16 protein-coding genes are annotated in these 14,424 nt (G+C 62.0%); 4 read left to right on the top strand and 12 right to left on the bottom strand.

Annotated features, from left to right (window positions below; genetic code table 11):
* Positions 1-2 precede the first annotated feature (2 nt).
* The 3 genes from HX899_RS05085 to HX899_RS05075 all read right to left on the bottom strand — a co-directional run bounded on the left by HX899_RS05085 (position 3) and on the right by HX899_RS05075 (position 3,865).
* Positions 3-977, bottom strand: coding sequence for a threonine/serine dehydratase (locus HX899_RS05085; protein WP_181291771.1), 975 nt, complete (start codon positions 975-977; stop codon positions 3-5).
* Between the two features lie 156 nt (positions 978-1,133).
* A complete protein-coding gene (gene ggt, locus HX899_RS05080) occupies positions 1,134-2,870 on the bottom strand; it encodes a gamma-glutamyltransferase (RefSeq protein ID WP_181291770.1) in 1,737 nt (578 codons plus the stop codon).
* A gap of 137 nt (positions 2,871-3,007) precedes the next feature.
* Positions 3,008-3,865, bottom strand: coding sequence for a helix-turn-helix transcriptional regulator (locus tag HX899_RS05075; RefSeq protein WP_181291769.1), 858 nt, complete (start codon positions 3,863-3,865; stop codon positions 3,008-3,010).
* Between the two features lie 116 nt (positions 3,866-3,981).
* On the opposite strand from HX899_RS05075, the gene HX899_RS05070 reads away from it, so the two are divergent.
* A complete protein-coding gene (locus tag HX899_RS05070) occupies positions 3,982-4,698 on the top strand; it encodes an SDR family oxidoreductase (RefSeq protein ID WP_138333388.1) in 717 nt (238 codons plus the stop codon).
* Positions 4,699-4,743: 45 nt separating this feature from the next.
* On the opposite strand, the gene HX899_RS05065 is transcribed toward HX899_RS05070, so the two are convergent.
* From HX899_RS05065 to HX899_RS05040, 6 genes are all read right to left on the bottom strand, one after another.
* On the bottom strand, positions 4,744-5,799 hold the full coding sequence (locus HX899_RS05065; RefSeq protein WP_181291768.1) for an alpha/beta fold hydrolase: 1,056 nt from the start codon (positions 5,797-5,799) through the stop codon (positions 4,744-4,746).
* A gap of 113 nt (positions 5,800-5,912) precedes the next feature.
* Complete coding sequence (locus tag HX899_RS05060; RefSeq protein ID WP_062941522.1) at positions 5,913-6,548, bottom strand: hypothetical protein; 636 nt, start codon at positions 6,546-6,548, stop codon at positions 5,913-5,915.
* A 112-nt stretch (positions 6,549-6,660) separates the two neighbouring features.
* Complete coding sequence (gene ykgO / locus HX899_RS05055) at positions 6,661-6,786, bottom strand: type B 50S ribosomal protein L36 (protein ID WP_003542835.1); 126 nt, start codon at positions 6,784-6,786, stop codon at positions 6,661-6,663.
* A 164-nt stretch (positions 6,787-6,950) separates the two neighbouring features.
* Complete coding sequence (locus tag HX899_RS05050) at positions 6,951-8,027, bottom strand: 5-(carboxyamino)imidazole ribonucleotide synthase (RefSeq protein WP_138333392.1); 1,077 nt, start codon at positions 8,025-8,027, stop codon at positions 6,951-6,953.
* Complete coding sequence (gene purE, locus HX899_RS05045; RefSeq protein WP_011653459.1) at positions 8,024-8,518, bottom strand: 5-(carboxyamino)imidazole ribonucleotide mutase; 495 nt, start codon at positions 8,516-8,518, stop codon at positions 8,024-8,026. The genes HX899_RS05050 and purE overlap by 4 nt, the downstream gene beginning before the upstream one ends.
* Before the next feature lie 18 nt (positions 8,519-8,536).
* A complete protein-coding gene (locus tag HX899_RS05040; protein WP_003542832.1) occupies positions 8,537-8,740 on the bottom strand; it encodes a YdcH family protein in 204 nt (67 codons plus the stop codon).
* Positions 8,741-8,968: 228 nt separating this feature from the next.
* Here HX899_RS05040 and HX899_RS05035 point away from each other — a divergent pair, with 228 nt between their 5' ends.
* Positions 8,969-9,142, top strand: coding sequence for a YdcH family protein (locus HX899_RS05035; protein ID WP_003542831.1), 174 nt, complete (start codon positions 8,969-8,971; stop codon positions 9,140-9,142).
* 206 nt (positions 9,143-9,348) lie between these two features.
* On the opposite strand, the gene HX899_RS05030 is transcribed toward HX899_RS05035, so the two are convergent.
* On the bottom strand, positions 9,349-9,609 hold the full coding sequence (locus HX899_RS05030; RefSeq protein ID WP_003542830.1) for a helix-turn-helix transcriptional regulator: 261 nt from the start codon (positions 9,607-9,609) through the stop codon (positions 9,349-9,351).
* A 96-nt stretch (positions 9,610-9,705) separates the two neighbouring features.
* The gene (locus HX899_RS05025; RefSeq protein ID WP_138390531.1) at positions 9,706-10,470 is read right to left on the bottom strand and encodes a sulfite exporter TauE/SafE family protein; all 765 of its coding nucleotides are present in this window, start codon (positions 10,468-10,470) and stop codon (positions 9,706-9,708) included.
* A gap of 107 nt (positions 10,471-10,577) precedes the next feature.
* Between HX899_RS05025 and HX899_RS05020 the strand changes: the two genes are divergently transcribed.
* Together HX899_RS05020 and HX899_RS05015 are read left to right on the top strand one after the other, a co-directional pair.
* Positions 10,578-11,231: a thiamine phosphate synthase gene (locus tag HX899_RS05020; protein ID WP_171600631.1), complete on the top strand. Its 654-nt coding sequence runs from the start codon at positions 10,578-10,580 to the stop codon at positions 11,229-11,231.
* 10 nt (positions 11,232-11,241) lie between these two features.
* Positions 11,242-12,324: a tetratricopeptide repeat protein gene (locus HX899_RS05015; protein ID WP_138333393.1), complete on the top strand. Its 1,083-nt coding sequence runs from the start codon at positions 11,242-11,244 to the stop codon at positions 12,322-12,324.
* A gap of 39 nt (positions 12,325-12,363) precedes the next feature.
* On the opposite strand, the gene HX899_RS05010 is transcribed toward HX899_RS05015, so the two are convergent.
* The gene (locus HX899_RS05010) at positions 12,364-14,106 is read right to left on the bottom strand and encodes a chemotaxis protein (protein WP_138333394.1); all 1,743 of its coding nucleotides are present in this window, start codon (positions 14,104-14,106) and stop codon (positions 12,364-12,366) included.
* Positions 14,107-14,424: the final 318 nt, after the last annotated feature.

Genomic DNA, 14,424 nt, shown 5'->3' with positions numbered 1-14,424 from the left:
GTTCAGCCGAAACGTTCCAGAGCCATGGCGAAAATATCGGAATCGACATTGCCGCCGGAGGTGACCACGACGACCGTGTCGCTTTCCAGGGCATCGCCATGGAAGAGGGCGGCGGCAAGCGCCACGGCGCCGCCGGGCTCGACGACGATCTTTAGCCGTGTGAAGGCGAGCGCCATGGCGCGCAGCGCCTCCTCGTCGGTGACGACGATGCCGGCGCCGGCGAGGCGCTTGAGGATCGGGAAGGTGATGTTGCCCGGCTGCGGCGTAACGATCGCATCGCAGATCGAGCCCGAAACCGTCGCGTTGCGTTCGATCTTGCCGGAGGCGAGCGAGCGGGTCGTGTCGTCGAAATCCCTGGGCTCGCAGGGGCGGACACGAAAGCCGGGGGAACTGGCCTCAAGGGCGAGCGCGATGCCGGAGGTCAATCCGCCGCCGCCGCAGGGAACGAGGACTTCGGCTGATGTCACACCTTCCTCCCCAGCCTGCTCGGAAATTTCGAGACCGGTCGTGCCCTGGCCGGCGATGACAAGCGGTTCGTCGAAGGGCTTGATCAGCGTCAGGCCGCGCTCGGCCGAAAGTCTCGCGCCGATCTCGTCACGATCCTCGTTGACGCGGTCGTAGAGCACCACTTCAGCGCCGAAGGCGCGGGTGTTGGCGATCTTCAGCTTCGGCGCATCGCTCGGCATGATGATGACGGAGGGGATATTGTGCAGCTTGGCCGCAAGCGCAACGCCTTGGGCGTGGTTGCCGGAGGAGAAGGCGATAACGCCCTTCGAGCGTACCGCAGCATCGAGGCCGGAGACGGCCGACCAGCCGCCGCGAAACTTGAACGAGCCGGAATGCTGCAGACATTCCGCTTTCACGAACAGACGCCGGCCGGCGATCTCATCGAGGAAAGGGGAGGAGAGAAGCGGCGTGCGCCTTGCATGACCGCGCAGACGGGCGCGGGCTGCGACAATCATTTCAATGCTGGCCATTCGGGAATCTTTCTGCTTGCGGGTTCGCCCATGCATAGGGCGCGGCAGGCCAATTGTGAACGGCGACTTTGTCACGGTGACATGAATGGTGCCACCGCTGCTTCTCGAGCCGCGTTACGTTTCCGCCGACTGTTTTATCATGCGATCCCCGAAGCGTCAGTAACCGCTTGCCGACCCTTCCGCTGCGCGGCTATCCATGGCGCCGTTGTAGCGGGCGCCGCCGCCCTTTTCGATGGCAGCAAGGCTTTTGCCACCGACGAGGATGCCGGCGGCCTGGCCCCATTGCGGCGCGTCATTGCCGCCATCGAAGCTGTAGCCCATGGCGGCGAGCGTCTTTTCGGTATCGGGCGAAAGCGCATAGGGTTCGAGAAAGACCTTGTCGGGCTGCCATTGGTGGTGGAGACGCGGGGCGTTGACCGCCTGGCTGATATCCATGCCGAAATCGACGACGTTGAGGATCGCCTCCAGCGTGATGGTGATGATGCGCGAGCCGCCGGGGCTGCCGATCACCATGAAGGGCTTGCCGTCCCGGGTGACGATGGTCGGGCTCATCGAGGAGAGCGGCGTCTTCTTCGGGGCAATGGCATTGGCTTCGCCCTGCACCAGCCCGTAGAGGTTCGGCACGCCGGGCTTGGAGGTGAAATCGTCCATCTCGTTGTTGAGCAGGACGCCGGTACCCGGCGCAACGACGCCGGCGCCGAAGGAGCCGTTCAGCGTATAGGTGACGGCAACCGCGTTGCCCGCGTCGTCGATGATCGAATAATGCGTCGTCTCGGTGCTCTCCTTGCCGCCGAGCGGTTTGAGATTCGCCGAGGCGCCGGCCTTGTAGGGGTCGATCTTGGCAGCAATTTCCAGGGCATACTTCTTGTCGAGGAGTTTTGTGACCGGGTTCTCGACGAAGTCGGGATCACCGAGTGCTGCATTGCGGTCGACATAGGCATAGCGCATCGCCTCGACCATGAGGTGCACGGTTTCGGCCGAGTTATAGCCGAGATAGGAGAGTGGATAGCCTTCGAGAACATTGAGGATCTCGCAGATGATGACGCCACCGGAAGAAGGCGGCGGCGAGGAGATGATGTCGTAGCCGCGGTAATTGCACTCGATCGGCTTCAATTCGCGCACGGCATATTGCTCGAAATCCTCCTTGGCGAGGATGCCGCCCTTGGCCTGGCTCGCCTTGACGATCGCCTCGGCGGGCGCGGCCTTGTAGAAGGCGTCGGGGCCTTTTTCGGAGATGCCTGAGAGGACCGAAGCAAGGTCTGGCTGCTGGAGTTTTTCGCCGGATGCATAGGGTTTACCATCAGGTTTCAGGAATATCTTTGCCGCCGCCTCATCCTTGGCGAGGCGCTTGGCGTTGCCGGCGAAACTTGCGGCGTCGCCCTGTTCCAGCGTGAAACCCTCTTTGGCGAAGCGAAGTGCCGGCGCGATCAGATCCTGGCGCGATTTGGTGCCGTATTTCTCGCGCGCGGTCTCGAAGCCCATGACGGAGCCCGGCACGCCGACGGCAAGATAACCGTCGAGGCTGGCGCGTGGCACGATATCGCCCGTGGCATCCAGATACATGGTCTTCGTTGCGGCAAGCGGTGCACGTTCGCGAAAATCGAGGAAGGTCTTCGTGCCGTCCTTCAGGCGGATGGTCATGAAGCCGCCGCCGCCGAGATTGCCGGCCGCGGGATAGACGACTGCCAATGCATAACCGACGGCAACTGCCGCATCGACCGCGTTGCCGCCGCTTTTCAGCACCTCGACGCCGACATCGGTCGCCAGATGCTGGGCGGTGACCACCATGCCGTGCTCGGCTTCGACGGGCGCAGGCGAGGCGGCGAAAGCCGAGGTCAGGCTCAGCGACAATGCTGATATGACGGAGATCGTCCCGATATGCAGGCGGCCCATGATTTCCCCTCCTATGGACAATGATGGAAAAACATATGGGGCTGCGACAGCCCGAGGCAATGCAAGGGATTGGCTTTAAAACATGTCGCGCAAAGTATGTCGCGAGTTTGCGGCGACGACTTACGTAAAAACAAAATCTAGAGCGTCAGCAGTTCGGCGAGTTTCCGGTTGGTGTCGTCGTCATCGAGGGGCGTATAGACGATGAGCTTCATCTCCGGCCGACTGGTCAGTGTCAGGCCGGTATGTTCGAAGGACATGCGGCCCTTGACGGGATGGTTGATGCGCTTGATGCCGGATAGCGGGTTGACGACCTCATGGCGCTGCCACCAATCACGAAATTCAGGGCTTGCTTGTTTCAGCAGCGCGATCAGCCGGTCGAAATCCGGATCGCCGGCATAACGCGCACTGTCGGCGCGAAACATCGCCAGCGATACGCGGGCAACGGCTTCCCAGTCGACGAGCAGCTTGCGATGCGCGGGGTCGGCAAAGAGGCGATGCATGGTATTGCGCTCGTCGCGGTTGAGTGTGTCGTAACCGCCGAACAGCACCTCGGCGGCACGGTTCCAGGCGAGCACGTCCCACCGGCGGCCAAGTACATAAGCCGGTTGATGGGTCAGGTTGGCGAGCATGCGTTGCAGCGGCTCGTCGACACATTCGGGTGCGGATGAGACTGGCTGCGGCGCTTGGCGATTGTTGAGGGTGAAGAGATGCCGGCGCTCAGCCTCGTCGAGGCGCAGCGCATCGGCAAGGGCGTTGAGCACCTGCATGGAGGGCCTGATGTCGCGGCCTTGTTCCAGCCAGGTGTACCAGGTGGTGCCGACGCCGGCGAGCATGGCGAGCTCCTCGCGGCGGAGACCCGGCGTGCGCCGGCGAAACCCCTCCGGCAGGCCAACCTCGCAGGGCGTCAGCCGCTCGCGACGGGAGCGCAGGAAGGCTGCGAATTCACGGCGGCGGGCTTCGAATGTGTCGGATCTCTGGTCCATGGCGGCAATCATATCAGTATCGATACCAGGATAAAACCGGAACTGTTTACCGTTTCCGGGCCGCGCATGATGCCGGTGTCGCAGGTGGTTGAAGCGTCTGCGGCTCGATCAATTCAAGGAGCAGCATCATGTCTTTGCAGCATGTGGTCGTCATCGGCGGTTCTTCCGGCATCGGCCTTGCCACGGCGAAATTACTTTTGAAACAGGGATATACGGTCACCATTGCAGGCCGTGACGGCGAAAAACTTGCGGCGGCGAAGGCATCGCTCGATGGCGATCTGCGCAGCCTCGTCCTCGATGCGGCTGAGCTTTCCGACCTTGGGGAGGCTTTTGCTGGGGTTGGCGCATTCGGTCATCTCGTGTTGGCGATGGGCAGCGGTCACGGCGCCGGACCTTTTGCGACGCTCGACATGGCGGATCTGCTTGCCGGGTTCCAGACCAAGCTCATTCCGCATGCTGCGGCTGCTCAGGCGGCGCTGCCGTTGCTGCAGCCGGGCGGCAGCATCACCTTCGTTTCGGCGGTCAGCGCGCAAGCTGCGATGCCCGGCACGGCTGGGCTTGCGGCCGTCAATGCCGGCATCGAGGCGATGGTGCCGGTGCTTGCCGCCGAACTGAAGCCGCTGCGCGTCAACGGCGTTTCGCCTGGGGTCGTCGATACGCCGTGGTGGAGTTTCCTGCCGCCCGAGCAGCGCAGGAGCGTTTTTGCGGATTTCGCCGGCCGCACGCCGGTCGGCCGTGTCGGCAAGCCGGAGGATATTGCAGAGGCGATTGCCTTCCTGATTGGAAACGGCTTCATGAGCGGCCACGTCATCACCTGTGACGGGGGTGTGCGTCTCAGCGCGTGAGCTAGGCTTCAGGCTGTCGCCGACCGGAAATCCAAGCCGGAGAGGTCATACGCCGTGCAGGGCGCCGGGCCTCAACGACGGCGAGGTTGCGGCCGTCCGATCGCGTGAGGTGGCGGCAAGCCTCGCTTCGGCCTTGCGGGCGATCGCCTGCAGGTCGCGCGGCTTGCCTGATATCTTCTCCATGGCGGCGATGGCGACATCGGTTGCGAGGTAATCCGGCTTGTGGCCGACGCCGCTGACGGTAATGAGCTCCGAGCCTGATATATCGCGGGCAAGGCCGCGCGAGTGCAGGTGTTCCCAGACGATCTCGTCGCGGTCGCCCGTTATGATGACAGTCGGCGCGGTGATCTGCGAATAGAGCAGCGACTGCTCCTTCACATAGGCAAGCAGTCGTTTGAAATCGTTGGCGTTGTTGTGGAAGGCGCTGGGGCGCAGCGCCAGCGACGGACCGGTTTTTTCGATGTAATCGGCCGGGCGAGGATTGGGGCGGAAGACATTCAGCGTGCCTCGCTCCAGCCGGCTGAGCCCGAGCGGCACGACGATCGCGTGGTTGAAGAGCCAGCCGACGATCGGTACGGTTGCCACATGATAGTACCAGTCGATGCCGCCCGGCCATGGATGGGTGGCGGGCGCGAGGAAGAGCAGGCCGGCGGTCTTGTCAGGATGGCGCAGGCCGAAGGCGGCGGTGATCGCGCCGCCGAAGGAATGGCCGACGATGATCGCTTTCCCGATGCCACGCTTCTCCATCAGCCTGGCGATTGCATCTGCCTGGCCGGAGGGGACGGCGTTCTCAGGGCCGCCGCGTTCGGAATAGCCATGACCGGGACGATCGACGAACAGCATTTCCGCCCGGCCTTCGAGTGCGGCGCGGAAGGCAACGACCTGGTCGAGCAGATTGCCGCTGGCGCCGTGAATGAAGACCAGCGCCGGCAGATCCGCATTTTCGGGACGCTCGACGTGGACGGCATTCATGCGGTAGCCGCCGACATCCGTCAGTTCGCCGATATTCGGATAGGCGTGTTCGAATTGCCGCGCCTTATAAGTGGAGTAACCGATGGCGGCGGCAAGCGGGGCGAGAAGAGCGGAAACTTCTGCAAGCATGATCTCAACGAGCGATAATTGCGGGACGTCCTGCGGCTGACAACCGCCACATCGTTCCCTCTCTATTCTAAAATTGTGCAGCGTGATCCGACGTCAAGATCGCTGACCGGGAATCAGGTGCGGTTGCCGGCAAGTTTTTCCGCAAGCGTGTTGGCCTGTTCCTGTGCGGTGCGTTCGGCGGGATAGATATCGAGAAAACGCTCCCACGCCTTCAAGGTCAGCTGGTCGTTACCGGAATTGCTGAGGATCGCCGCCATGCCGGAGAGCGCGCCGAAATGGCGCGGCTCGAGATCGAGCACACGTTCGATGTCGGACATCGACTTGCGATAGTTTCCCATGACGAAATTCAGCGTGGCGCGGCGGTTCCAGCTTTCGGCATAATCGGGCTTCAGCGCGATCGCCTCGTCGAGGAAATCGAGGGCCGCGGGGTTGCGCTTTTCCTCGATCGCCTTGTCGGCCCACTGCATCAGCAGATTGACGGTGGCACTGCCGGAATCGTTCCATTCCATGCGGATTTCATTGGCGATGCCGCTGGCCTTTTCGGGATCGCGTTCACGCTTCAGCTGGCTGAAGAGTTGGTCGAGGTGCTGCTTCGGCGCATTGTGGGCATCCGCCTGCTCGACGATGACGTCCTTTTTCGCGGCAGCCGCCGGCTGTTCCGCGGCGGCGGCCGGAAAGGAGGAGGTGAGGAAAATGAGGGCGAGCGGCAGCGCCGCTGATGTCAAAGCAAAAAAGCGCATGGCGGGCATATTAGCCCGCCAGCGCCGAAGATCAAACAAATTTGACGTGATCACCGCAGCGACCCACCGGATATATCTGCCGGCGCAAGCTCACGCGACAGGGCGATCCGGACGCGCGAAATCAGCCCTGACGAGCCTTGAAGCGCGGGTTCAGCTTGTTGATGATGTACATGCGGCCCTTGCGGCGAACCAGACGGTTGTCACGGTGACGAGCCTTGAGCGACTTGAGCGAATTCTTGATCTTCATTTTTCTGATCCGCGATCTCTATGGGGGAATTCACATTCGCCCGTATCTTTAACAATCAAAAGCGCGCCATCGGGCGCGCTGTTTAGGTGGGGGAGCAGATACCTCGTCACCTTTTCCGTGTCAACCACATGAAGGTGTTTTTCCCAAGGCATAAGGGTGTTTTCTCAGGCCAAAACCGGCGATTTGGGCGTCAAGGTGGTGACATGACCCATCTTGCGGCCGGGGCGCCACTCGGTCTTGCCATAGAGATGAACCAGCGTGTCGGGGCGCCGCAACCAGTCGGGAACGGCAAGGATATCGTCGCCGATCAGGTTCTGCATGACGCAGTCGGAATGGCGCTCGGCATTGCCGAGCGGCAGGCCGGCAACGGCGCGGATATGCTGCTCGAACTGGCTGACGACGCAGGCGGCTTCCGTCCAGTGACCGGAGTTGTGGACACGTGGCGCCATCTCGTTGGCGACCAGGCCGCCATCGGCAAGCACGAAGAATTCGATGCCGATGACGCCGACATAGTTCAACGCGGCAAGGATTTTCTCGGCCGATTGGCGCGCGGCGTCCGCCGCCGGCGCAGCGATCGCAGCGGGAACCGTCGAGGTGTGGAGGATGCCGTTGCGGTGGACATTCTCGGCGGGATCGAAGCAGACGACCGTACCGTCGGTGGCGCGGGCGGCGATGATCGAGACTTCGCGCTCGAAGGCAACGAAGCTTTCGAGGATGAGCGGCACGCCGCCAAGTGCTGCATAGGCGCCATCCGGGCTGTCTGCGGCCGAGCGGAAAACCTTCTGGCCCTTGCCGTCATAACCGAGACGGCGGGTCTTCAGCACGCCCTGGCCGCCGAAATCCTTCAGTGCCGCCTCGAGATCGGCCTGGCTGTCGATCGCATGGAAGCGGGCAGTTGATATGCCGCAGCCATTGAGAAAGCGTTTCTCGACGAGGCGGTCCTGGGCGGCTTCCAGCGCCTTCGGCGGCGGATAGACAGACACGCTCGCCGACAGCGTTTCGGCGGCTGCGACGGGCACGTTCTCGAATTCGTAGGTGACGACGTCGCAGATATCGGCGAGTTCGGCCAGTGCCGAGGGATCGTCATAGGCGGCGGTAATCTGCCGGTTGGTGAGCTGGGCGGCCGGGCAGTCTGCCTGCGGCTCGAGGATGACCGTGCGAAAATTCAACCTGGCGGCGGCAATGGCCAGCATGCGGCCGAGCTGGCCGCCGCCGATAATGCCGATCGTTCGTGCCGTCATAGATCGTCCATCGGGTATTCGGCGACGGCAGCACTCTGGCGCTCGCGCCATTCGTCGAGCCGGTCGGCGATTTCTTCGTCGGAAAGGGCAAGCACGGCGGCGGCGAGAAGGGCGGCGTTGACTGCGCCGGCCTTGCCGATGGCGAGCGTACCGACAGGAATACCGGCCGGCATCTGCACGATGGAAAGGAGGCTGTCCTGGCCGGACAGGGCTTTCGACTGGACCGGCACGCCGAAGACCGGCAGCGGCGTCATCGCGGCGGTCATACCCGGCAGGTGGGCGGCGCCGCCGGCGCCGGCGATGATGACCTTGAAGCCCTCCGCGCGTGCGCCCTTGGCGAAATTGACTAGCCGGTCGACTGTGCGGTGGGCCGAAATGATGCGCGCGTCATAGGGAATTTCCAGCGCCTCCAGCGTGTCGGCGGCGTTTTTCATGGTCTCCCAGTCGGACTGGCTGCCCATGATGATGGCGACGGGTGGTCTGTCTGTCATCGTTGCTGTTATTCCCTCTCAGGCGATGATGTCAGGGATGATCTGATCTTCCAGCTTGGAGAGCCTGTCCTTGATAACGAGCTTCTTCTTTTTCATGCGCTGGATCCGCAGAGCGTCGCATCCGGTCTGGATCATGGCGTTGATCGCGGCGTCGAAATCTTCGTGCTCCTGGCGCAGGCGCGCCACTATGAGCCTGATTTCCGCCTGTTCCTGATCGGCCATATGCATTCCCCGTTATCGTCCTTGGACCTTGTCCGATCTGGCGATGATTTCCGCAAGCTCCTATCATCAAATACAGGTAACGGCTAGTTAGTCTTGATCATGAAATTGCCATCCAGTCTTCATCTTTTGGCCTTCGACAAGCCTTCAAAAATATGTCACAGTCCCGCCCGTTGACACCTTGATCCCCGACGATGTTGGCCGGGGAGGGTAAGAGGAAGGAAGGGTCATATGACTGTTCAAGCTCATCTTGAGTCACTCCAGAAAAAGCATGTCGCTCTCGAGGAGGAGTTGCACGCGCTCAGAACATCTCCCTCTATTTCGGATACGGAGCTTGCCGAATGCAAGCGCCGCAAGTTGCGCATCAAGGACGAGATTCAGCGTCTTAAGTCATCCGTCCACTAATCTTCCCAAGGGTCGCCGGGCGATCATCTTGCGCAACAAGGTAAATCCATCCATTCCGCCAAAAATTTGCAAGAACCGGTGATTTGACACCATATTTGCGCCAGTCCGATGCATCCGGCATCGTGGCTGGCGCTTTTGGGTCTGTCACGTCCCACATCGCGTTCTTATGATTCGCATCGTATCCCCAGATCTTATGGGAACCTGCATCAGGCCCAGAACTGATCCAGCCACAAATTGAGCTTGTCGAAGCCGCGGTTATTGACCGTGTAGATGCGTTTGGTGCCTTCCGAGGTCACGGAAACGAGATTGCTGTCGAGAAGCGCCTTCAGGTGCTGTGAAACAGCTGGACGGCTGATCGGCAGGCCTTCGGCGAGCTCATTGACCGTCCGTGGCGCGCGACGCAATTCCTCCAGCAGAAACCGCCGGTTCGGATCGGCAATCGCAGAGAAAGGGTCGGTGTTCGACATGGCAGCAACGCTACGTCAAACCGGCCGCGCCAGCAAGGAAATTGTGCATTGCAGCGAATTGCAGCAATGCGAAGTGCAGCGGCGCTGTAGGGCCTCTTACCAGCCAAGGCCCTCGCGCACGATCAGGAAGGCGGCGATCAGCGCCATTGTATAGATGAAGGGATAGAAGATCTGTGGCCTCATGCGGCGCACGCACCAGGCGCCGGCAATGGTGGCGAGCGGAGCAAAGGGCAGAAGCGTTGCGGAGGTCGCAAGGTTCTGGGTGCCGAGCTGGCCGAGCGCGAAATAGGGGATCAGCTTGACAGCGTTGAGGATCGCGAAGAAGCGCACGCTGGTGCCGGTATATTCGCGTGGCTGCAATTTGAGCGGCAGGGCATAGATCTGGAAGGGCGCACCGCCGGCATGGGCGACGAAGCTGCCATAACCGGAAAATGTTCCCCAGAGGCTGGCGGCTACCGGCCGCTGGCTGCGCGGCGGGATCACCTTGCCGGCGCCCGGGCCGAAATTGCTCCAGAAATAGCGCAGGCAGAAGAGGATGGTCACCGCGCCGATAACGATGCGCAGCAAGTTGCCCGGAACCAGAGCCGAGGTCGCCCAGCCCAGCGCAATGCCGGTGAAGGCGCCGGGCAGCATGATCTTCAGCGTCGTCCAGTCGCCATGCTTGCGCCAGATGACGAGCGAGATCATGTCCATGAAAACCAGGATCGGTAGCAGGATGGCCGCCGCCTCGACCGGCGAGACGACAAGGGCGAGGAAGGGCAAGCCGATCAGCGACAAAGCGTCGCCCATGCCGCCCTTTGCGAGGCCCACCAGCAGAACGGCGGGCACGGCGGCGTAGTAGAATAACAAATCCTGCGGCATGCTTTCGACGTCCTCCTCTTGCAAGCCTCGTCTAACGGAACTACTCACACAAAACGAGTGCGGATCCCTCATTTCGAAGGGGAATTCGCAGGAAACGGAAAGACCCCATGACCGAACCGGAAAACCGCTGCCGCCTTGTGCTCATCGTAGCCGATATCGCCGATGCCGATGAACAGGCAAAGATCGTCGCCGACGCGCTCAAGGGCGGCGATGTCGCTTCGGTGATCGTGCCGCAATACGGGCTCGACGACGGCACCTTCCAGAAACATGCCGAAAAGCTGGTGCCGTTGATCCAGGGCGCTGGCGCCGCCGCGCTGATTGCAGGCGACAGCCGTGTCGCAGGCCGGGCGAAGGCCGACGGCCTGCACCTTTCCGGCAATGCGGAGGCCCTTTCGGAGGCGATCGACAAACATGCGCCGAAGCTGATCGTCGGCGGCGGCAACGCGGCCGACCGGCACCATGCGCTGGAGATCGGCGAAGTCAGGCCGGACTATATCTTCTTCGGCAAGCTCGACGGCGACATCAAGCCGGAGGCGCATCCGAAGAACCTGGCGCTCGCCGAATGGTGGGCCTCGATGATCGAGATCCCCTGCATCGTCATGGGCGGCACCGATCCGGCCTCGGCGCTTGCCGTCGCCGAGACCGGAGCGGAGTTCGTGGCGATGCGGCTGGCGGTTTTCGGCGAGCCCGCCCGGGCGCCGTCCGTCGTTGCCGAGATCAATGCGTTGCTTGACGAAAAAGCGCCACGGTTTGAGGATTGAAATCGCGCTCATGCCGATCCCGCCCGCCCGTCATTTGAAATATCTCCTCGCCGGCATGGCCGCCTTCCTTGCGGCCGGGCCGAATATTGCCTTGGCGCAGGCGCCTGACAGCGTCATCAGTCAGCCGGGCACGGGGCCGGCTTCGACCTTCCGCACCGATCGGCCTTCCAGCCCGGGCGTGCAACCCTCCGACGGCGTCGGCGTATTCGACCGCATGGGCGCGAAGCTGCCGGACCTGCCGCCGGAGAAGGATTACAAGGGGCCGATTGACGAGGCCTACGGCGCCTTCCAACGCGGCTATTACCTGACGGCAATGGACAAGGCGCTGCCGCGCGCCCAGCTCGGCGATCCGGCGGCGCAGACGCTGATCGGCGAAATCCTCTCGCAGGGCCTCGGCGTCAAGAAGGACGTGAAGAACGCTGCCTTCTGGTACGGCAAGGCGGCCGAAGGCGGCGATGCGGCGGCAATGTTCAAATATGCGCTTATCCTGATGGAAGGCGAGGGCGTGCCGCGTGACAAGGTCAAGGCCGACGACTACATGCACAAGGCGGCCGAGGCCGGCAATCCTTCGGCGGAATTCAACTGGGCACAGCTTCTCATCGCCGACAATCCCGGCGAGAAGGGACTGAGGCTGGCGCTGCCATTCTACGAGAAATCGGCCGAGCAGGGCATTGCCGATTCGCAATATGCCGTTGCGCAGATCTATGCGACGCTGAAGGACCTGCCGGAAGAAAAGAAGAAGCTCGCGCGCGAATGGATGGTGCGCGCGGCGCGCGCCGGCTTCGACACGGCCCAGCTCGATCTCGGCATCTGGCTCGTCAACGGCGTCGGCGGGCCGAAGGATTACGTCAAGGGCTTCGAATGGCTGAAACTTGCCGCCAATGGCGGCAATGTCGCCGCGCAGAACAAGCTCGCCCATCTCTATATCAATGCGATCGGCACGGCGCCCAATCCGATCGAGGCGGCGAAGTGGTACGTGCTGTCGCGCCGGGCCGGGCTCGCCGATCCGGCGCTCGAGGATTTCTACCTCGGCATCGAGGACACCCAGCAGAAGGCGGCGATCGACGCCGCCAACAAGTTCCGGCGGCGATAGCGGCCGTTTGTCGACCCGGCCGACGACAGGCGTTTCAACCTAAAAAAGCGCATCGGCGAAGAGGTCTTCATCGTTTTCGGCTTTGGCGGTTTCGGCGGGAGCGGAGGTGCTGTCCTCGCTCGCCGGAATGATACCGCGATGAATGCTGCGCTCCTGGACCATCGTATAGTGCTTGAAGATCTTGCGGTCGAGCGGCGCGATCGTCTCAGCGAGATCGGAGATATCGGCGACATCGGTGCCGGCGACCCCTTCGAGCATATCGGCGCAGCCGGCAAGGACTTCGCCCAGATTATGCTGGAAATCGAGCTTGCCGATCAGCAGGCTGATCTTGGTGGCGACCTCGCGACCGTTCTCGGCGAGCACCTTCAGCTCGTTTTCCATCACATTGGCTGCAGAGCGGATGTTGCCGACGGCCGAGGTCAGGCTTTCTCCGAGGTTGCCGGCTCCGGCATCGGTGGCGGGGGCGACGCGCCCGGCCGCAGCTTCGAGCGTGGGCAGGCCGTTGACGATGGCGTCGGCGGAATCGTCGAGTTTGCCGGCGAAGATGCGCAGCTCGGCGGTGACGACGTTGATCGACCTGCCTTCCTCGCCGAGCCGGCTGCAGCGCAGGTTGGTATTCAAAGCCATATAGTGAATGTCGGTCTTGACGGCGCGGATGTTGCCGATTGCTTCGGAGAGCTTGGCCGCCGTACCGATCGTCGACTGGCTCACCTGATCGGCCTGGCGGCTTGCCGTATCGACCTGCTTGACGATTTCATGGGCGGCCGAGACGCTGGATTCCAGCGCGCGCATGAAGTTGCCGCCGGCCTCGCCACTCTCACCGCTCATCTGATCGCGCAGCTTGAGAATCTCCCGCATGTCGTGGTCGAAACTCGCGATCGTCTTGACGACGTTTTCGGAATCCCGCTGGAAATTTGCGCACATGTCGCTCATCTGCGCCGCTGTCAGATGGTGAATGACGTTCTGGAGGCGCTGACGCGCGCCGGCGTCGAGTCTGGCGCCATCCTCGCCGGCAAAGAAGTCTTCAAGCAGCGAAAACGTGGCCTGCACATGCTCGATGCGCTGGCGGGTGATGTCGCCGATCTGCAGGGCAGACAGGGTCGAGGCGACCTTGCTCTGGACGGCGCGGGCAATTGCGCCGACCTCGCGGGCGATGACGCCGAGATCCTTGCGATGTCCGGCGATCTTGGCGGCATCATCGCGCAGGGCTCCGGCGACGGCCGGAACAGTATCGGCATAGCCCTTGGAAACGCTGGCGCCAAAGGAGGCGGCGAGCTTGACCTCCTTGTCGAGACTGTCGAGGTGCGTGGCGAAACGGTTGACCTCATCGGTGCCGGAATAGATGCGCTCCAGGATCTCCTGGGCGAAGCCGGCGAATTCGGCAAGGCCGGCACCGGTAATCTTCACGGTCACCGCGAAGGTTCTGAGATAACGCATCGTCTCCTGCATGTCGGCGACGTGCTTGCGCAGCTCTCTGCCGGTATGCGCCAGCGAGACGAGCGCCTGCTGCCGGTTTTCCTCGGTGACGGGCAGCGCCATTAGGCTCTCCACCGTGGCGCGGAGATCGGCGCTGGTGTCGCTCGCCTCCTTGTTGTCGAGCGTCGTGGTGACACTCTCGAGCGAGTTCAACAGACGGTTGAGGACATCCATCACCGAGAGCAGCACGGTGCCGCCTTCGAGGAAACGTTCCTCGACCTGGCTACGAGCAGATTCCAGGGTCTGGCTGATGTCCCGCCCCGACGTGTAGGCTACGGCGTTCGATGATACCAGAGCGTGTGCCACTTTTATACCTTTTCTTAAAATACAGGCAATTCGACTCTATTTTTACGGGCAGGATGGAAACGTCCGGTAAACGCGGCGGGACTCGCCAGCGTTGTGATTAACGAAAGATGTCGATGGAGTGCCGGTGAAAGGTCACTGTCGTGTCGTGCAATTCAACATACTGTTTTTACTTTATTTATTTCTAAATATTGAGGAAAAAATACAACTTATCCCGGATGAGAATTGGGAGTCGCGGAACGCGCTATACGGCAGTTTCCTACAACCGCTGTTTACTCTGCATTAACGCTGTCGTGAGAGTCCTTTTAGGGTCATCAAGTA

Source organism: Rhizobium sp. WYCCWR 11146 (genome assembly GCF_013591995.1).
Lineage (GTDB): Bacteria > Pseudomonadota > Alphaproteobacteria > Rhizobiales > Rhizobiaceae > Rhizobium > Rhizobium indicum.
Note: the sequence above shows the minus strand (reverse complement) of the source record. Positions and strands in the feature narration are given on the sequence as shown.

Bases quoted from the DNA above. Each gene is read 5' to 3' on its own strand.
- HX899_RS05085 (WP_181291771.1), bottom strand. From the start codon at position 977: ATGGCCAGCATTGAAATGATTGTCGCAGCCCGCGCCCGTCTGCGCGGT.
- ggt (WP_181291770.1), bottom strand. From the start codon at position 2,870: ATGGGCCGCCTGCATATCGGGACGATCTCCGTCATATCAGCATTGTCG.
- HX899_RS05075 (WP_181291769.1), bottom strand. From the start codon at position 3,865: ATGATTGCCGCCATGGACCAGAGATCCGACACATTCGAAGCCCGCCGC.
- HX899_RS05070 (WP_138333388.1), top strand. From the start codon at position 3,982: ATGTCTTTGCAGCATGTGGTCGTCATCGGCGGTTCTTCCGGCATCGGC.
- HX899_RS05065 (WP_181291768.1), bottom strand. From the start codon at position 5,799: ATGCTTGCAGAAGTTTCCGCTCTTCTCGCCCCGCTTGCCGCCGCCATC.
- HX899_RS05060 (WP_062941522.1), bottom strand. From the start codon at position 6,548: ATGCCCGCCATGCGCTTTTTTGCTTTGACATCAGCGGCGCTGCCGCTC.
- ykgO (WP_003542835.1), bottom strand. From the start codon at position 6,786: ATGAAGATCAAGAATTCGCTCAAGTCGCTCAAGGCTCGTCACCGTGAC.
- HX899_RS05050 (WP_138333392.1), bottom strand. From the start codon at position 8,027: ATGACGGCACGAACGATCGGCATTATCGGCGGCGGCCAGCTCGGCCGC.
- purE (WP_011653459.1), bottom strand. From the start codon at position 8,518: ATGACAGACAGACCACCCGTCGCCATCATCATGGGCAGCCAGTCCGAC.
- HX899_RS05040 (WP_003542832.1), bottom strand. From the start codon at position 8,740: ATGGCCGATCAGGAACAGGCGGAAATCAGGCTCATAGTGGCGCGCCTG.
- HX899_RS05035 (WP_003542831.1), top strand. From the start codon at position 8,969: ATGACTGTTCAAGCTCATCTTGAGTCACTCCAGAAAAAGCATGTCGCT.
- HX899_RS05030 (WP_003542830.1), bottom strand. From the start codon at position 9,609: ATGTCGAACACCGACCCTTTCTCTGCGATTGCCGATCCGAACCGGCGG.
- HX899_RS05025 (WP_138390531.1), bottom strand. From the start codon at position 10,470: ATGCCGCAGGATTTGTTATTCTACTACGCCGCCGTGCCCGCCGTTCTG.
- HX899_RS05020 (WP_171600631.1), top strand. From the start codon at position 10,578: ATGACCGAACCGGAAAACCGCTGCCGCCTTGTGCTCATCGTAGCCGAT.
- HX899_RS05015 (WP_138333393.1), top strand. From the start codon at position 11,242: ATGCCGATCCCGCCCGCCCGTCATTTGAAATATCTCCTCGCCGGCATG.